The sequence below is a fragment of the Pseudomonas sp. P97.38 genome, from assembly GCF_001269745.1.
Taxonomy (GTDB): Bacteria; Pseudomonadota; Gammaproteobacteria; order Pseudomonadales; family Pseudomonadaceae; genus Aquipseudomonas; species Aquipseudomonas chlororaphis_E.
Window position 1 is genome coordinate 13,633 of the sequence record NZ_LHVJ01000029.1, and the last position, 17,757, is coordinate 31,389.

Below are 17,757 nucleotides of genomic sequence, written 5' to 3' on the forward strand. Positions count from 1 at the left end.
CGCGGGTGGCGTGGCGCTACAGGCGTCGCACAACCTATGCCTGAGTCCCTGGCAGATCGATTTGTGCGTCCAGTAGCGCCATGAAGGCCCGTGCAGCATTCGACAGCGTCCGTTCGGTGTGCAAGATATAGCCTAGCTGGCGAGTGAGTTGTATGCCTGGCAAAGGAATGCGTGCCACCTGTTCGTCCAGCATGGTGCGCGGCAAGACGCTCCAGGCCAGGCCGATGGAGACCATCATCTTTATGGTTTCCAGATAATTCGTGCTCATGGCGATGTTGGGCGTCAGGCCCTGGGCCTCGAACAGCCGTCGCACGATGTGATGGGTGAACGTATTGCCGCCGGGGAAGACCGCGGGGTGCAAGGCGATGTCGGCGAGGCTGACGGCGCCGTTTTCCAGCAGCGCATGTTCCGGCGCCACCACGAAATCCAGCGGGTCGTCCCAGACCGGTGTGGCGCTCACCAGCGTATGTGGCTCGGGGGCGAGGGTGATGACCGCCAGCTCCGCCCGACCATGGAGGATTTCCTCGTAGGCCACTTCCGAATCCAGGAACTGAATATCCAGCGCCACCTGTGGGTAGCGTCGGGTGAATGCCCTCAACAGCGGTGGCAGGCGGTGCAGGCCGATGTGGTGGCTGGTGGCGAGGGTCAGTCGCCCGGTCACTTCACCGGTCAGGTTGGTCAAGGCGCGACGGGTGTCGTCCAGTACATTGAGGATCTGATAAGCCCGTGGCAGCAGCGCGCGGCCGGCCTCGGTCAGGCCCACTTCACGGCCCAGGCGATCGAAAAGGCGTACGTTGAGTTGTTGTTCCAGGCCGGCAATGCGCTTGCTGATGGCCGGTTGGGTCAGGTGCAGGCGTTCACCGGCGCCGGAGAAACTGCCCGTCTCGGCGATGGCAATAAAGGCGTTGAGGTTGGCGAGGTCCATGGCGGTTGGGGTCGAATTCCAGTTGGTTATGCAAAGTATAAAAAATATGAATTTGAGTTATTCAATGTAACCCCATAGCATCAGCCTCACAAGCCAAAGGGTTATTGAAACGTTCAAGGCCCGGGGCATAGAAACAAGCTGATGAGGAACCGTCTGATGGCCGGCAAAACGCTCTACGACAAGCTCTGGGATTCGCATTTGGTCAAGCAGCGCGACGATGGCTCGGCGCTGATCTACATCGATCGTCACATCATCCACGAAGTGACGTCGCCGCAAGCCTTCGAAGGCCTGCGCCTGGCTGGGCGCAAGCCGTGGCGCATCGATGCCAACATCGCCACCCCGGACCACAACGTGCCGACCACCCCGGAGCGCAAGGGCGGCATCGCGGCCATTGCCGACCAGGTCTCGCGCCTGCAGGTCCAGACCCTCGACGATAACTGTGACGAGTACGGCATCGTCGAATTCAAGATGAATGACGTGCGCCAGGGTATCGTCCACGTCATTGGCCCGGAGCAGGGCGCGACCTTGCCCGGCATGACCGTGGTCTGCGGCGACTCGCACACTTCCACCCACGGCGCATTCGGCGCCCTGGCCCATGGCATCGGTACTTCCGAGGTCGAGCACGTGCTCGCCACCCAGTGCCTGGTCGCCAAGAAAATGAAAAACATGTTGGTGCGTGTCGAGGGCAAGTTGCCGTTCGGCGTGACCGCCAAGGACATTGTCCTGGCGGTGATCGGCAAGATCGGCACCGCCGGCGGCAACGGGCATGCCATCGAGTTCGCTGGCAGCGCGATCCGCGACTTGTCCGTCGAAGGCCGCATGACCATCTGCAACATGTCCATCGAGGCCGGTGCTCGCGTTGGTCTGGTGGCGGCCGATGAAAAAACCGTGGAATACGTCAAGGGTCGTCCGTTCGCCCCGAAAGGCGCGGAGTGGGACAAGGCGGTCGAAGCCTGGAAGGACCTGGTCTCCGATGCCGATGCCAAGTTCGACACCGTGGTCGAACTCGACGCCGCCCAGATCAAACCGCAGGTCAGTTGGGGCACTTCGCCGGAAATGGTCCTGGCCGTTGACCAGAACGTCCCGGATCCGGCCAAGGAAATGGACCTGGTCAAACGCGACTCCATCGTTCGTGCCTTGAAATACATGGGCCTGAGCGCCAACCAGGCGATCACCGACATTCAGCTCGACCGCGTGTTCATCGGCTCGTGCACCAACTCGCGGATCGAAGACCTGCGCGCTGCCGCGGTGATCGCCAAGGGCCGCAAGGTTGCTTCGACCATCAAGCAGGCCATCGTGGTGCCGGGCTCGGGCCTGGTGAAGGCCCAGGCTGAAGCGGAAGGGCTGGACAAAGTGTTCCTCGAGGCCGGTTTCGAATGGCGTGAGCCGGGGTGCTCGATGTGCCTGGCGATGAACCCGGATCGCCTGGAGTCGGGCGAGCATTGCGCTTCCACCTCCAACCGTAACTTCGAAGGCCGTCAGGGCGCCGGTGGCCGTACGCACCTGGTGAGCCCGGCCATGGCCGCGGCAGCGGCTGTCAACGGCCGTTTCGTCGACGTCCGCGAATTGATCTGAAGGAGCGCAGCATGAAAGCTTTTACCCAGCACACCGGTCTTGTCGCGCCTTTGGATCGTGCCAACGTCGACACCGACCAGATCATTCCCAAACAGTTCTTGAAGTCCATCAAGCGCACCGGTTTCGGCCCGAACCTGTTCGATGAGTGGCGCTACCTGGATGTGGGCCAGCCGTACCAGGACAACTCCAAGCGCCCGCTGAACAAGGATTTCGTACTCAACGCCGAGCGTTACCAAGGCGCCAGCGTGTTGCTGGCCCGCGAGAACTTCGGCTGCGGTTCGAGCCGCGAGCACGCGCCGTGGGCCCTGGAAGAGTACGGTTTCCGTAGCATCATCGCGCCGAGCTACGCCGACATCTTCTTCAACAACAGCTTCAAGAACGGCTTGCTGCCGATCATCCTGAGCGACGCTGAAGTCGACGAGCTGTTCCAGCAGGTCGAAGCCAACCCGGGTTACCAGTTGCAGATCGATCTGGCGGCCCAGACCGTCACCCGTCCCGACGGCAAGGTGCTGGGGTTCGAGATCGATGCCTTCCGCAAGCATTGCCTGCTCAATGGCCTGGATGACATCGGCCTGACCCTGCAGGACAGCGATGCGATTGCCGCGTTCGAGGCCAGGCACCGGGCGAGCCAGCCTTGGCTGTTTCGCGATGCCTGATTGATTTGAACTTTAAATAGGCAGGACCGGCCCTTCGCGGGCAAGCCCGTTCCCACAAGGTTTGCGAACACCCAGTGTGGGCGCGGGCTCGCCCTCGAAGACGGCAGCAAAAACACCACCAGGCTAACCCCAAAAAAGGAAGTGCCCATGACCAGCACCGCCCACAGTCAGGTTGTACAGAAACAATTCGGTGAACAGGCCTCGGCCTACCTGAGCAGTGCCGTGCATGCCCAGGGCACCGAGTTTGCGCTGCTGAAGGCGGAGCTGGCCGGTCATGAGCAGGCTCGTGTGCTGGACCTGGGGTGCGGTGCCGGTCACGTGAGTTTCCACGTGGCGCCGTTGGTCGGTGAAGTCGTGGCCTATGACCTGTCCCAGCAGATGCTCGATGTCGTGTCCACGGCGGCTGCGGAGCGTGGCCTGGACAACGTCGCCACGGTGCGCGGTGCCGCCGAGCGCCTGCCGTTCGCCGATGGCGAGTTCGACTTCGTGTTCAGTCGCTATTCGGCGCATCATTGGAGCGACCTGGGCCTGGCGTTGCGCGAAGTGCGCCGCGTGCTCAAGCCGGGTGGGGTGATGGCGTTCATCGACATCCTGTCGCCGGGCACGCCGTTGCTGGACACCTACCTGCAAAGCATCGAAGTGCTGCGCGATACCAGCCATGTGCGCGACTATTCGGCTGACGAGTGGTTGCGCCAGGTCAGCGAGGCGGGGCTGTACACCCGCAGTCTTTCGCGCCAGCGCCTGCGGCTGGAATACCAATCCTGGGTCGAGCGCATGCGCACCCCCGAGGTGATGCGCGGGGCGATTCTGGCGCTGCAGCGTGCGATGGGCGATGAAGTGCGTGAATATTTTGAGATTGAGGCCGATGGTTCGTTCAGTACAGATGTACTGGTGCTGTGGGCCGAGCGATAGCATTTTTCCTGGTGCGACCTGGGTTTAGAACCTGGTGCGTGCCGATAGAGCAAACGAGGAAAGCATGAGCAAGCAGATTCTGATTCTCCCCGGCGACGGTATTGGCCCGGAAATCATGGCCGAGGCGGTCAAGGTCCTGGAGTTGGCGAACGACAAGTACGACCTGGGCTTCGAGCTCAGCCACGACGTCATCGGTGGCGCAGCCATCGACAAGCACGGCGTGCCGCTGGCCGATGAAACCCTGGAGCGTGCCCGCGCGGCCGATGCCGTGCTGCTGGGCGCCGTGGGCGGCCCGAAATGGGACAAGATCGAGCGTGACATCCGCCCCGAGCGCGGCCTGCTGAAGATCCGTGCGCAACTGGGCCTGTTCGGCAACCTGCGTCCGGCGATCCTCTACCCGCAACTGGCCGACGCTTCGAGCCTGAAGCCGGAAATCGTCTCGGGCCTGGACATCCTCATCGTCCGCGAGCTGACCGGTGGTATCTACTTCGGCGCACCCCGTGGCACCCGTGAGCTGGATAATGGCGAACGCCAGTCCTACGACACCCTGCCATACAGCGAAAGCGAAATCCGCCGCATCGCCCGGGTCGGTTTCGACATGGCCCGCGTGCGGGGCAAGAAGCTGTGCTCGGTGGACAAGGCCAACGTGCTGGCGTCCAGCCAACTGTGGCGCGAAGTGGTCGAGCAGGTGGCCAAGGATTACCCGGACGTCGAGCTGAGCCACATGTACGTCGACAACGCCGCCATGCAATTGGTACGTGCGCCGAAGCAGTTCGACGTGATGGTCACCGACAACATGTTCGGCGACATCCTGTCTGACGAAGCGTCGATGCTCACCGGTTCCATCGGCATGTTGCCGTCGGCGTCCCTGGATGCCAACAACAAGGGGATGTACGAGCCATGCCACGGTTCGGCGCCGGACATTGCCGGGCAGGGCATCGCCAACCCGTTGGCGACCATCCTGTCGGTGTCGATGATGCTGCGCTACAGCTTCAACCGCAGTGACGCGGCCGACGCCATCGAGCAGGCGGTCAGCGTGGTGTTGGACCAGGGCTTGCGCACAGGCGATATCTGGTCGGCCGGTTGTACCAAAGTCGGTACGCAGCAAATGGGCGATGCAGTAGTCGCCGCGCTGCGGAATCTGTAATCTTTCGGGCCCACTGCTTCGACGGTGGCCCACTTTTGTATAGGTGTAGTTGCGATGAAACGTGTAGGTCTGATCGGTTGGCGCGGCATGGTCGGTTCCGTGCTCATGCAGCGAATGCTGGAAGAGCAGGATTTCGATCTCATTGAGCCGGTGTTTTTCACCACCTCCAACGTAGGTGGCCAGGGCCCGTCCGTGGGCAAGGATACCGGCGCGCTCAAGGATGCCTACAGCATCGAAGAGCTCAAGACCCTCGACGTGATCCTGACCTGCCAGGGCGGCGACTACACCAGCGAAGTCTTCCCCAAGCTGCGTGAAGCCGGCTGGCAGGGTTACTGGATCGACGCCGCTTCCAGCCTGCGCATGCAGGACGACGCGGTGATCATTCTCGATCCGGTGAACCGCAAGGTCATCGACCAACAGCTGGACGCGGGCACCAAGAACTACATCGGCGGCAACTGCACCGTCAGCCTGATGCTGATGGGTCTGGGCGGCCTGTTCGAGGCCGGCCTGGTGGAGTGGATGAGCGCCATGACCTACCAGGCGGCGTCCGGTGCCGGTGCGCAGAACATGCGCGAGCTGATCAAGCAAATGGGCGCGACCCACGCTGCCGTCGCCGATGACCTGGCCAACCCGGCCAGCGCCATCCTGGACATCGATCGCAAGGTGGCCGAGGCGATGCGCAGCGATGCCTATCCGACCGAGAACTTCGGCGTGCCGCTGGCCGGCAGCCTGATCCCGTGGATCGACAAGGAACTGCCTAACGGCCAGAGCCGCGAAGAGTGGAAGGCCCAGGCTGAAACCAACAAGATCCTGGGCCGCTTCAAGAGCCCGATCCCGGTGGACGGCATCTGTGTGCGCATCGGTGCCATGCGCTGCCACAGCCAGGCGCTGACCATCAAGCTGAACAAAGACGTCCCGATCGCCGACATCGAAGGGCTGATCAGCCAGCACAACCCATGGGTCAAGCTGGTGCCGAACAACCGCGACATCAGCATGCAGGAGCTGAGCCCGACCAAGGTCACCGGCACCCTGAACGTGCCAGTAGGGCGTCTGCGCAAGCTGAACATGGGCTCGCAGTTCGTCGGTGCCTTCACCGTCGGCGACCAGTTGCTGTGGGGCGCCGCCGAACCGCTGCGCCGCATGCTGCGGATCCTGCTCGAGCGTTGATTCGATGTGGCTGTGAAAGAACCCGTGCCTTGTGAAAGGTGCGGGTTTTTTTATGGTTACAGACATACGCGTCCTTGTGGGAGCGGGCTTGCTCGCGAAAGCGGTTTGTCAGTTTGCACCTGCGTTGAATGTGCCCCCGTCTTCGCGAGCAAGCCCGCTCCCACAGGTGTTTTGTCCGCCGCGAGAACCAATGTGGGAGCGAGCTTGCTCGCGATGAGGCCAGTCCAGGCACTGCAAGTCCCCCAGCCAATTGCCTGCATACCCACCACCCGGTAAAGTGCCGCTCCCCCCGTGTTACCTGAGGTAGACCCATGAGCCAGTCCTTTGATATTGCCGTGATCGGCGCCACCGGTACTGTCGGCGAAACCCTTGTCCAGATTCTCGAAGAGCGCGATTTCCCGATCGGCAACCTGCATTTGCTGGCCAGCAGCGAATCGGCCGGCAGTTCGGTGCTGTTTCGTGGCAAGAACGTGCGGGTGCGGGAGGTCGCTGAATTTGATTTCAGCAAGGTCCAATTGGCGTTTTTCGCCGCAGGCCCGGCGGTGACCCTGAGTTTCGCCCCGCGTGCCACGGCGGCCGGCTGTGCGTTGGTCGATCTGTCCGGTGCGTTGCCGCCGGAGCAGGCGCCGCAGATCGTGCCGCAAGCTAACGCCCCGGTGCTGGCCGGCCTGGCGAAGCCTTTCCAGGTCAGCAGCCCGAGCGCTTCGGCCACGGTACTGGCCATGGCGCTGGCACCGTTGCGCGAGTGCCTGGTGATGCAGCGCGTCAGCGTGACCGCCCACCTCGCCGTGTCCACCCAGGGCCGTGTCGCCGTGAACGAGTTGGCGCGCCAGACCGCCGAACTGCTCAACGCCCGCCCGTTGGAGCCGACCTTTTTCGATCGGCAGATGGCGTTCAACCTATTGGCCCAGGTCGGTACGCCGGACGAGCAGGGTCACACGCTGCTGGAAAAGCGCCTGGTGCGCGAATTGCGCCAGGTGCTGGAGCAACCTTTGTTAAAGATTTCCGGCACTTGCATTCAAGCACCGGTGTTTTTTGGCGATAGCTTTAGCGTGACGGTGCAGATGAGCGATGCCATCGACCTGGCGAAGGTCAATGCGGCCCTCGAAGCTGCGCCGGGTATCGAGCTCGTGGAGGCGGGCGACTACCCGACGCCGGTGGACGATGCGGTGGGGCAGGATGAGGTCTACGTCGGGCGTGTGCGACTGGGTATCGACGATCCGGCTGAACTAAATATGTGGCTGACGTCAGATAACGTACGCAAAGGCGCGGCGCTCAATGCGGTGCAGGTCGCTGAGTTGTTGATAAAAGACTTGCTGTAAAAGATACTTGGCGTCAATTTGTCGAATGGTTCTAGCTGGGCGCTATGCTTGGCCAGAGAGCTGAAGGCGAACCTCCCTCCGGGGGCTTCCCGGGACATGAGTGAAACGATCGCGCGCACCGTCGCTTCGGGGCTGCGCGCAATGCCTTACGGCAGCGGCATCAATACCTTCTCGCTGGCCGAGGAATGTTCAAACAAAGGAAGAGGCTATGGTTCAAGTTCGCAAACTGGTGTTAGCAATAGCGGCCGCCTCGGCGCTGTCCTCCGGTATGGCGCAGGCGCTCGGGCTTGGGGAATTGACCCTGAAGTCGACGCCGAACCAGCCCCTGGTCGCCGAGATCGAGCTGCTCGACGTCCAGCAGTTGACCGCAGCCGAAGTCGTGCCGAGCCTGGCCTCGCCCGAAGACTTCGCCAAGGCCGGCGTCGACCGCCAAGCCTTCCTCAACGACCTGAGCTTCACGCCGGTGATCAACGCCAATGGCAAGAGCGTCTTGCGGGTCACCTCCAGCCGGCCGCTGTCCGAGCCGATGGTCAAGTTCCTGGTGCAGGTGATGTGGCCCAACGGTCGCCTGCTGCGCGACTACAGCGTGCTGCTCGACCCGTCCAAGTTCTCCCCGCAGGCGGCGGATGCTGCCCGGGCGAAACCGCCGCAGGCGGTATCCACGCCGGTCACCGGTGCCACCAAGCCTTCCCAGTACACCACCACGCCGCGCGATACCCTGTGGGAAATCGCCGCCAAGGTGCGCAACGGCGGGTCGGTCCAGCAGACCATGCTGGCGATCCAGGCGTTGAATCCGAATGCGTTCATCAACGGCAACATCAACCTGCTCAAGACCGGCCAGGTGCTGCGCTTGCCGGACCCGGTGCAAAGCACCGCGCTGCCGCAGCCCCAGGCCATTGCCGAAGTCGCCGCGCAGAACGCCGCCTGGCGTTCGGGGCGGCGTGGCGTGGCGGGTGCGGGCCAGCAACAGCTGGATGCAACCCGGCGTGGCCGCGGTGAAGGCGCGCCGGCCCAGGCCGCTGGTCGCGATAACCTGAGCCTGGTGTCGGCCGAGTCGGCGAAGGCGGGCGGCAAGGGCAAGGGCGCTGCCGGTGATGCCCAGGCGCTGAGCAACAAGCTGGCCGTGACCCAGGAGAGCCTCGATTCGGCTCGCCGGGACAACGAAGAGCTGAAAAGCCGCATGGCCGACCTGCAAAGTCAGTTGGACAAGCTGCAACGCCTGATCGAGTTGAAGAACAATCAACTGGCCAAGATGCAGGCCGAAGGTGGCGCAGTGCCGCCTGCGGGCGAAGCGGCCCCGGCGATGTCCGCGCAATTGACCCCCGCTCCGGCTGCGCAAACGCCGGGGGCGCAAGCTCCGACGGTCGCGCCCGAGGCTGCTCCCGCACCGGCCGCGACTCCGGAAGCGACACCACCGGTCGCGCCGATCGAGCCAGTGCCGGCGGCTTCCAACGAGCAGAAGTACAACGATCTGCTGACCAATCCGGTCCTGCTGGGCCTGGTGGGCGGCGGCGTGTTGATCCTGCTGTTGCTGTTGTTGTTGCTCGCCCGCCGCCGCAAGGCCCAGCAGGAAGCCGAGAAACATTTGCGCATGGCCCGAGCCCTCGAGGAGGAGGCCGACTTCTCCCCGGAGCTCGATCTGCCCCCGAGCAGCTTCGAGGGCATTGAAGTTCCACCTCCCAGCGTCAAACTCGAGCCAAAACCGGCGCCTGCGCCAGTGCCCAAGCCAGCCCCGCTCGTTGCCCCGGTGATTGTCACGCCACCGATCGCCGCGCCCTTGGTGGCGCCGGCCGCCGAGCCTTCGGATGACGTGCTGCCCCTGGCCCAGTCCCACATCGACCGCGGTCGCCTGAACCAGGCCGCCGACCTGCTGGAACAAGGCATCAAGGCCGAGCCCCAGCGCAGCGACCTGCGCCTGAAGCTCATGGAAGTCTACGGCCAGCAAGGCGATCGCGATGCGTTCGTCGCCCAGGAGCGCCAGCTCGTGGCCAACGGCGACAACTACGCCCAGGTCGAGCAGCTCAAGAGCCGTTTCCCTGCCATGGTCGTGGCGACCGGCGCCGGCCTGGCTGCAGCGGCATTGGCCGCCGAGCTGGATGCGCAGTACGTCAAGGACCTGCTGGAAGACAAGCCGTTGTCCGATGAAGAACTGGACAGTGCCTTTGACCTGAGCCTGGATGACCTGGAAGCGACGCCGGTCCCACCGGCCGCCGAGCCGATCGCCGAGCTGGATGCATTCCCGGAAGACGACGACCTGAGCTTCGAGTCGGTGCTCAAGCAGCAGACCGAAGCCAACCAGAGCCTCGACGACCTGTCCGAGTTCGACCTGGACCTGGGCGCCGATACCCCGGCCCCGACCGCTGCCCTCGATGACGAGGACTTCCTGCTGGACCTGGGCGACGACCTCAAGGGCTTCGACTTGCCGCCGGCCGATGCGCCTGCGTTGCCCGACACCCCGGCCGACGATCTCGAACTGCCCGCGGATTTTGACCTGTCCCTGGCTGACGAAATGGATGCCCCTGGCGCGCCGAAGGATGCCTTCGAGTCCGAGCTGGACGACGTCAACGCCGAGTTGGACCGCCTGTCGGACAGCCTGAGCGAGCCAACCTTCACCGCCGAAGATGCGCTGGCCGGCGCCGAGGACGAGCCGGATTTCGACTTCCTCAGCGGCACCGACGAGGTGGCGACCAAGCTCGACCTGGCCCAGGCCTACATGGACATGGGCGATAACGACGGCGCCCGGGACATTCTCGGCGAAGTCCTCAACGAGGGTGATGCCACCCAGAAGAGCGAAGCGCAGGAGATGTTGTCGCGCCTGGTGTGAATCAGTGGTTATACAAAAACGGCAGCCGGTGAGGCTGCCGTTTTTGTTTGTGGGTCATTCACGCTGCTCTTGTGGCGAGGGAGCTTGCTCCCGCTGGGCTGCGAAGCAGGCCTCTCTATGGCACGTCGAGCACTTTTGCGAGCGCTGCGCACTCGAGCGGGAGCAAGCTCCCTCGCCACAAGGACTTGTCTTGGTCTGAAAACCATCTGAACCCCTGTGGGAGCAAGCGTGCTCGCGATAGCGCCAGTCCATTCGACACAGGATCGCCCGTTGGACTGGCATCCCAAGCCATCGGCCTTATAATGCCCGCCTTTGCGTCCCTCAGCAGGCTGTAATTCCTTGGCAAACATAGACAATCCGGCCGCCGAAATGGCGGCCGACGGTTTTTTCCGGATCGCCCTGGGCGTTGAATACAAGGGCTCGCGCTATCGGGGTTGGCAGCGCCAGGCTTCTGGGGTGCTGACGGTGCAGGAAACCCTTGAGAATGCGCTGTCCAAAGTCGCCGACTCGCCGGTGTCGCTGCATTGTGCTGGCCGTACCGACGCCGGCGTGCACGCCTGCGGCCAAGTGGTGCATTTCGACACCCAGGTCGAGCGCTCGATGAAGGCCTGGGTGATGGGCGCCAACATCAACCTGCCGCACGATGTCAGCGTCAGTTGGGCCAAGGTGATGCCGGCGCACTTTCACGCGCGCTTCAAGGCGATCGCCCGGCGTTATCGCTATGTGATCTACAACGATCAGATCCGCCCGGCGCACCTGAACGAAGAAATCACCTGGAACCACCGTCCGCTGGATGCCGAGCGCATGGCCGAGGCGGCGCAGTATCTGGTTGGTGTGCATGATTTCAGCGCGTTCCGTGCTGGCCAGTGCCAGGCCAAGTCGCCGATCAAGGAGCTGCATCACCTGCGCGTGACGCGGCACGGCAAGATGATCGTGCTCGACATCCGCGCCAGCGCGTTCCTGCACCACATGGTGCGCAACATTGCCGGTGTGCTGATGACCATTGGCGCCGGCGAACGCCCGGTGGAGTGGATCAAGGAAGTGCTCGACAGCCGTGTCCGCCGCTCCGGCGGGGTGACGGCGCATCCGTTCGGCCTGTACCTGGTGCAGGTGGAATACCGCGATGAATTCGAGTTGCCGGAGCGTTACATCGGGCCACATTTCCTCACCGGCTTCTCGGAACTCGACGGCTGACGCCTTTCGCAGCATTTGCTACCATCCGGGACTTTCACGGATTTGCCTTGGAGTTTTTCACGACATGTCGGCCGTTCGCAGCAAGATTTGCGGAATCACCCGCGTCGAGGACGCGTTGGCGGCGGTCGAGGCCGGAGCCGATGCCATCGGGCTGGTGTTCTACGCCAAGAGCCCGCGGGCGGTGACGGTGCAGCAGGCGAGGGCAATCATCCAGGCCCTGCCGCCGTTCGTGACCCCGGTCGGGCTGTTCGTCAATGCCAGTCGTTGCGAGCTGGGCGAGATACTCGATGCGGTGCCGCTGGCGCTGTTGCAGTTCCATGGCGACGAAACCCCGGATGATTGCGAGGGTTGGCACCGCCCGTACATCAAGGCGTTGCGGGTCAAGGCGGGCGATGAGATCGCCGCCGCATGCAAGACCTTCGCCGGGGCCAGCGGCGTTTTGCTGGATACCTACGTGGAAGGCGTTCCCGGTGGTACTGGCGAGGCGTTCGACTGGTCACTCGTGCCCAAGGGGTTGAGTAAACCGATTATCCTGGCCGGTGGGCTGACGGCGGAGAATGTGGCCGAGGCCATTCGCCAGGTTCGTCCGTATGCGGTCGATGTGAGCGGTGGCGTGGAGCAGGGCAAGGGGATCAAGGATCCGGCAAGGATTCGCGCGTTCATGGCGGCTGTACGCAGCAGCCAGTCGCCAATGTGACGGCTGGCAGACTGCCGCCGTCCATACCTGCACTGTACATAGCAGGCAGGCACCGCCTCCGGGTGGGCCGATAGCGTAGTGGCAACCACGATGAAGCGGTTGCCGGGATGGCTGAGGAAGGTTGGGTTGCACGCAGGTCATGTTTCGCGCTGACCGTGGCGGCCCTTCGGCCCTCGCCGCACAATGAATTTAGCTCAAGGGCATACGCGGGGCCGCGAACCAGAGCGTTCGGGCCGCCGGTACTGGAGAAAGAAAGCATGAGCAACTGGTTAGTAGACAAACTGATCCCTTCGATCATGCGTTCCGAGGTGAAGAAAAGCTCGGTGCCTGAAGGTCTGTGGCACAAATGTCCTTCCTGCGAAGCGGTGTTGTATCGCCCGGAGCTGGAAAAGACCCTGGACGTGTGCCCCAAGTGCAACCACCACATGCGCATTGGTGCGCGTGCCCGTATCGATATCTTCCTGGACGCCGAAGGCCGTGAAGAGCTCGGCGCCGACCTGGAGCCGGTGGATCGCCTGAAGTTCCGCGACGGCAAGAAGTACAAGGACCGCCTCACCGCTGCCCAGAAGCAGACCGGCGAGAAGGACGCCCTGGTGTCCATGAGCGGCACTTTGCTGGGCATGCCAGTGGTGGTCTCGGCGTTCGAGTTCTCCTTCATGGGCGGTTCCATGGGCGCCATCGTTGGCGAGCGTTTCGTTCGTGCCGCCAACCATGCCCTGGAAAACCGTTGCCCGATGATCTGCTTCGCCGCCTCCGGCGGTGCGCGGATGCAGGAAGCGCTGATTTCCCTGATGCAGATGGCCAAGACCTCCGCGGTGTTGGCGCGCTTGCGTGAAGAAGGCATTCCATTCATCTCGGTGCTGACCGACCCGGTCTACGGCGGCGTCTCCGCCAGCCTGGCCATGCTGGGCGACGTGATCGTCGGCGAGCCTAAGGCGCTGATCGGCTTTGCCGGCCCGCGCGTGATCGAGCAGACCGTGCGTGAAAAACTGCCCGAAGGCTTCCAGCGCAGCGAATTCCTGCTGGAACACGGTGCCATCGACATGATCATCCATCGCCAGGAGCTGCGTCCGCGCCTGGGTAACCTGCTGGCGCAACTGATGGGGCTGCCGACGCCGAAGTTCGTCGCCGCTCCCGTCGAGCCGATCGTGGTTCCGCCGGTGCCTGCAGGCCTATGACCCAACGTACCCTGGGCGACTGGCTTGCCTACCTCGAGCAGTTGCATCCGTCGGCCATCGACATGGGGCTGGAGCGCTCGCAAGCGGTAGCGTCCCGCATGGGACTGGCCAAGCCGGCGCCCCGGGTCATCACCGTGACCGGCACCAACGGCAAGGGTTCGACCTGCGCCTTCCTGGCCTCGCTGCTGCGGGCCCAGGGGTTGAACGTCGGTGTCTACAGTTCGCCGCACCTGCTGCGCTACAACGAGCGGGTGCAGGTCAACGGCGTCGAGGCCACTGACGCCCAACTGTGCGAAGCCTTTGCCGCGGTGGAAACCGGGCGGGGCGAGACTTCCCTGACCTATTTCGAAATGGGCACCCTGGCGGCGTTCTGGCTGTTCGCCCGGGCAGGCCTCGATGCCGTGGTGCTGGAAGTCGGCCTGGGCGGGCGCCTGGACGCGGTCAACCTGGTGGATGCCGACATCGCCTTGGTCACCAGTATCGGCGTGGACCATGCCGATTACCTGGGCGATACCCGCGAATCCGTGGCGTTCGAGAAGGCCGGTATCTTTCGCCAGGGCGCACCTGCGCTCTGCGGCGACCTCGATCCGCCTCAGCCGCTGCTGGACAAGGTCCGCGAGCTGGGCTGCCCGTTCTTCCTGCGGGGGCGGGACTTTGACCTGGCAATGACCGAGCAGCACTGGCAATGGCGCGGCAGCGATGCCCAGGGCCAGCCAGTGGAGCTGCGTGACCTGCCGCTGCTGGACCTGCCCATGGAAAACGCCGCGCTGGCGCTTCAGGCCTACCTGCTGCTGGGCTTGTCGTGGGAGGCGGGGCAGATCGCCGAGGCGTTGCAGGCAACGCGCGTTGTCGGGAGGTTGGATCGTCGCCAGTTCGAGTGGCAGGGCAAGCGCCTGAACCTGTTGCTGGATGTCGGGCACAATCCCCATGCCGCGCAGTACCTGGCCGAGCGTCTGGCCCGGCGGCCGGTCGTGGGGCGGCGCCTGGCGGTATTCGGACTGCTGTCCGACAAAGACCTGGATGGCGTTGTCGAGGCGTTGGGTGCTAGTGTCCAGCAATGGGCGGTGACGCCGCTGGACTCGCCGCGTTCGCGTCCGGCGACCGAGTTGCAGGCCACTTTGCAGCGTCACGGTGCTGCTGTACAAAGCTATGGCAGTGTGGCCGCCGCGCTGGAAGGGCAGTGCGCCGCGGCGACGGCCGATGACGAGATCCTGTTGTTCGGATCATTTTTTTGTGTTGCCGAGGCCCTTCAATGGTTGGTCCGGCGCTCCACGGAGGACGCGGCAGATGGCAATGCTGGATAAGGCGTACAAACAGCGCATGGTCGGTGCCCTGGTGTTGGTGGCCCTGGCGGTGATTTTCCTGCCGATGCTGTTTTCCCGCCAGGACGAGCAGCGCCAGATCACGGTGGATGCGCCGGCTGCGCCCCAGGCGCCTGCCGTGCCGCCCGTGCAGGTCGAGCCGGTGGCGGTGCCCGAACCACAGGCGCTGCCCCAGGAGCCTGTGCCGAGTGACGAGGAGCTAGCGCAGCAGCCAACTGCGCCGTCGACGCCTATCGCACCCGCACCCGCTGCGCCAGCGTCGAGCAAACCGGTCGTCGCGCCGACGCCTGCTCCGGCGGCGCCTGCCGTCAAGCCGGCCCCGACCCAGCCGATTACCGCCGCACCCGCCAAGCCGGATACCACGCAAAGCCGTGTGGATGCCAACGGCCTGTCGGTCAGTTGGTCGGTGCAACTGGCCAGCCTGACCAGTCGCGAAAGTGCTGAAAGCTTGCAGAAAAACCTGCGCAGCCAGGGCTACAACGCTTATATCCGCTCCGCCGATGGCAAGAACCGGGTATTTGTCGGGCCGTTGATCGAGCGCGCCGAGGCCGACCGCCTGCGTGACCTGCTCGGGCGCCAGCAGAACCTCAAGGGTTTCGTGGTACGTTTCCAGCCAGAGCGTGGTTGACCGGCGATTTAGCTGATTTGAATCACGCAGCTTACCGACAGCCCTGGGCTCTGCTAAAATGCGCCGCCTTATCCGTCTGCAGGCTGCACCGTGCCATTTACCTGGGTTGACTGGGCGATCGTTGCGATCGTCGCCATCTCCGCATTGATCAGTCTGAGCCGAGGCTTCGTCAAGGAAGCCCTCTCGCTGCTGACCTGGATCATCGCGGGAGTCGTGGCCTGGATGTTTGGTGGCTCGCTGTCCCAGTACCTCGCCGGATACATCGAAACCCCGTCGGCTCGCGTGATCGCGGGCTGTGCCATCTTGTTTATCGCCACCTTGCTGGTCGGCGCAATGATCAACTATCTGATCGGCGAACTGATTCGCGTCACCGGGCTTTCCGGGACGGACCGGTTCCTAGGCATGGCCTTCGGCGCGGCGCGTGGCGCGTTGCTGGTGGTCGTGGCCGTCGGGCTCCTGAGCCTGGGGCCGGTGCAGCAGGATACGTGGTGGCAGGAGTCCCGGCTCGTGCCACAATTTCTATTGGTCGCAGACTGGTCTAAAAACCTGATTCTGGGTTGGAGCAGTCAGTGGCTTGCCAGCGGTATCAGCGTACCCGCTGAAATACCGTTCAAGGAGCAGCTCTTGCCGACGGCCAAAACGCCGCAGTGAGTGCTGTTCAGTTCAGATCCATTAAGTAGGGGTTGCGTCGCATGTGTGGCATCGTCGGTATCGTCGGTAAGTCGAACGTCAATCAGGCGCTGTATGACGCGCTAACCGTGCTCCAGCACCGCGGCCAGGACGCTGCCGGTATCGTGACCAGCCATGACGGCCGGTTATTCCTGCGCAAGGACAACGGCCTGGTACGTGACGTGTTCCACCAGCGCCACATGCAGCGCCTGGTCGGCCACATGGGTATCGGCCACGTACGCTACCCGACGGCGGGCAGCTCGACGTCGGCTGAGGCCCAGCCGTTCTACGTCAATTCGCCATACGGCATCACCCTGGCGCACAACGGCAACTTGACCAACGTCGAGCAGCTGGCCAAGGAAATCTACGAATCGGACCTGCGCCACGTCAACACCAGTTCCGACTCGGAAGTGATGCTCAACGTGTTTGCCCATGAGCTGGCCCAGCGCGGCAAGCTACAGCCTACCGAGGAAGACGTGTTCGCGGCGGTGACCGACGTGCATAACCGTTGCGTCGGCGGTTACTCGGTGGTGGCGATGATCACCGGCTACGGTATCGTCGGCTTCCGCGATCCTCACGGCATCCGCCCGATCGTGTTCGGCCAGCGTCACACCGACGAAGGCGTCGAGTACATGATCGCCTCCGAAAGCGTGTCCCTGGACGTGCTAGGTTTCACCCTGATCCGCGACCTGGCCCCGGGCGAAGCGGTCTACATCACTGAAGACGGCAAGCTGCACACCCGCCAGTGCGCGACCAATCCGAGCCTGACCCCCTGCATCTTCGAGCACGTCTACCTGGCGCGCCCGGACTCGATCATCGACGGCATCTCGGTCTACAAGGCCCGCCTGCGCATGGGCGAAAAGCTGGCCGAGAAGATCCTGCGCGAGCGCCCGGACCATGACATCGACGTGGTCATCCCGATCCCGGACACCAGCCGCACGGCAGCCTTGGAGCTGGCGAACCACCTGGGCGTCAAGTTCCGCGAAGGTTTCGTGAAGAACCGCTACATCGGCCGTACCTTCATCATGCCGGGCCAGGCCGCGCGGAAAAAATCCGTACGCCAGAAACTCAACGCCATCGAGCTGGAGTTCCGCGGCAAGAACGTGATGCTGGTGGATGACTCCATCGTGCGCGGCACCACGTGCAAGCAGATCATCCAGATGGCCCGCGAAGCCGGCGCCAAGAACGTGTACTTCTGCTCGGCCGCCCCGGCGGTGCGTTATCCGAACGTCTACGGCATCGACATGCCGAGTGCCCACGAACTGATCGCGCACAACCGCAGCACCCAGGACGTGGCCGACCTGATCGGCGCCGACTGGTTGATCTACCAGGACCTGCCGGACCTGATCGAAGCAGTGGGCGGCGGCAAGATCAAGATCGAGCAATTCGATTGCGCGGTGTTCGACGGCAAGTACGTCACCGGCGACATCGACGAGGCCTACCTGAACCGGATCGAGCACGCGCGTAACGATGCGTCCAAGGCCAAGACCCAGGCGGTCAGTGCGATCATCGATCTGTACAACAACTGAGTGACGAACCGG

15 protein-coding genes are annotated in these 17,757 nt (G+C 63.5%); 14 read left to right on the plus strand and 1 reads right to left on the minus strand.

Annotated elements, in window-relative coordinates:
- Nucleotides 1-34: 34 nt before the first annotated feature.
- Nucleotides 35-925: a LysR family transcriptional regulator gene (locus AD664_RS24590; RefSeq protein ID WP_053150727.1), complete on the minus strand. Its 891-nt coding sequence runs from the start codon at nucleotides 923-925 to the stop codon at nucleotides 35-37.
- 156 nt (nucleotides 926-1,081) lie between these two features.
- On the opposite strand from AD664_RS24590, the gene leuC reads away from it, so the two are divergent.
- The 14 genes from leuC to purF all read left to right on the plus strand — a co-directional run bounded on the left by leuC (nucleotide 1,082) and on the right by purF (nucleotide 17,745).
- Nucleotides 1,082-2,500 (plus strand): 3-isopropylmalate dehydratase large subunit, encoded by a 1,419-nt coding sequence (gene leuC / locus AD664_RS24595; protein WP_053150732.1) that lies wholly within the window; start codon nucleotides 1,082-1,084, stop codon nucleotides 2,498-2,500.
- A gap of 11 nt (nucleotides 2,501-2,511) precedes the next feature.
- On the plus strand, nucleotides 2,512-3,156 hold the full coding sequence (leuD, locus tag AD664_RS24600; protein WP_042728363.1) for a 3-isopropylmalate dehydratase small subunit: 645 nt from the start codon (nucleotides 2,512-2,514) through the stop codon (nucleotides 3,154-3,156).
- A gap of 147 nt (nucleotides 3,157-3,303) precedes the next feature.
- Nucleotides 3,304-4,068, plus strand: a complete 765-nt coding sequence (locus tag AD664_RS24605; RefSeq protein WP_053150735.1) for a class I SAM-dependent methyltransferase — start codon at nucleotides 3,304-3,306, stop codon at nucleotides 4,066-4,068.
- Between the two features lie 64 nt (nucleotides 4,069-4,132).
- A complete protein-coding gene (gene leuB, locus AD664_RS24610; protein ID WP_053150738.1) occupies nucleotides 4,133-5,215 on the plus strand; it encodes a 3-isopropylmalate dehydrogenase in 1,083 nt (360 codons plus the stop codon).
- Between the two features lie 54 nt (nucleotides 5,216-5,269).
- Nucleotides 5,270-6,382: an aspartate-semialdehyde dehydrogenase gene (gene asd, locus AD664_RS24615; protein ID WP_042728366.1), complete on the plus strand. Its 1,113-nt coding sequence runs from the start codon at nucleotides 5,270-5,272 to the stop codon at nucleotides 6,380-6,382.
- 311 nt (nucleotides 6,383-6,693) lie between these two features.
- On the plus strand, nucleotides 6,694-7,704 hold the full coding sequence (locus AD664_RS24620) for an aspartate-semialdehyde dehydrogenase (protein ID WP_053150741.1): 1,011 nt from the start codon (nucleotides 6,694-6,696) through the stop codon (nucleotides 7,702-7,704).
- Between the two features lie 208 nt (nucleotides 7,705-7,912).
- A complete protein-coding gene (locus tag AD664_RS24625) occupies nucleotides 7,913-10,528 on the plus strand; it encodes a FimV/HubP family polar landmark protein (protein ID WP_053150744.1) in 2,616 nt (871 codons plus the stop codon).
- 369 nt (nucleotides 10,529-10,897) lie between these two features.
- Complete coding sequence (gene truA / locus AD664_RS24630) at nucleotides 10,898-11,722, plus strand: tRNA pseudouridine(38-40) synthase TruA (RefSeq protein ID WP_053150747.1); 825 nt, start codon at nucleotides 10,898-10,900, stop codon at nucleotides 11,720-11,722.
- 64 nt (nucleotides 11,723-11,786) lie between these two features.
- Nucleotides 11,787-12,419, plus strand: a complete 633-nt coding sequence (locus tag AD664_RS24635) for a phosphoribosylanthranilate isomerase (protein WP_053150750.1) — start codon at nucleotides 11,787-11,789, stop codon at nucleotides 12,417-12,419.
- A gap of 257 nt (nucleotides 12,420-12,676) precedes the next feature.
- On the plus strand, nucleotides 12,677-13,597 hold the full coding sequence (gene accD / locus AD664_RS24640) for an acetyl-CoA carboxylase, carboxyltransferase subunit beta (RefSeq protein WP_042732641.1): 921 nt from the start codon (nucleotides 12,677-12,679) through the stop codon (nucleotides 13,595-13,597).
- Nucleotides 13,594-14,901 carry a bifunctional tetrahydrofolate synthase/dihydrofolate synthase gene (gene folC / locus AD664_RS24645; protein ID WP_053150754.1) on the plus strand — a complete coding sequence of 436 codons (1,308 nt, stop codon included), beginning with the start codon at nucleotides 13,594-13,596 and terminating at the stop codon, nucleotides 14,899-14,901. Before accD ends, folC begins: the two co-directional genes overlap by 4 nt.
- Nucleotides 14,885-15,547: an SPOR domain-containing protein gene (locus tag AD664_RS24650; protein WP_053150757.1), complete on the plus strand. Its 663-nt coding sequence runs from the start codon at nucleotides 14,885-14,887 to the stop codon at nucleotides 15,545-15,547. Before folC ends, AD664_RS24650 begins: the two co-directional genes overlap by 17 nt.
- A 90-nt stretch (nucleotides 15,548-15,637) precedes the next feature.
- Entirely contained in the window at nucleotides 15,638-16,198 is a 561-nt protein-coding gene (locus tag AD664_RS24655; protein ID WP_053150760.1) for a CvpA family protein, read from the plus strand.
- Between the two features lie 41 nt (nucleotides 16,199-16,239).
- Nucleotides 16,240-17,745: an amidophosphoribosyltransferase gene (gene purF / locus AD664_RS24660; RefSeq protein WP_042728273.1), complete on the plus strand. Its 1,506-nt coding sequence runs from the start codon at nucleotides 16,240-16,242 to the stop codon at nucleotides 17,743-17,745.
- Nucleotides 17,746-17,757: the final 12 nt, after the last annotated feature.